At 52.7% G+C, this 296-nt stretch carries 1 rRNA gene; it reads left to right on the forward strand.

The features are described from left to right. Positions 1-296 (forward strand): 23S ribosomal RNA (locus EN850_RS35545); the annotation flags it as partial.

The raw sequence follows: 296 nt of genomic DNA on the forward strand, positions 1-296 counted from the left end.
GAGTGACTGCGTACCTTTTGTATAATGGGTCAGCGACTTACTGTTCGTGGCAAGCTTAACCGTATAGGGGAGGCGAAGGGAAACCGAGTCTGATAAGGGCGCATAGTCGCGGGCAGTAGACCCGAAACCGGGTGATCTAGTCATGCCCAGGGTGAAGGTGCGGTAACACGCACTGGAGGCCCGAACCCACTCCCGTTGCAAAGGTAGGGGATGAGGTGTGATTAGGAGTGAAAAGCTAATCGAACCCGGAGATAGCTGGTTCTCATAGAAAGCTATTTAGGTAGCGCCTCATATGT

It is taken from the genome of Mesorhizobium sp. M8A.F.Ca.ET.207.01.1.1 (assembly GCF_004794715.1).
Classification (GTDB): Bacteria; Pseudomonadota; Alphaproteobacteria; order Rhizobiales; family Rhizobiaceae; genus Mesorhizobium.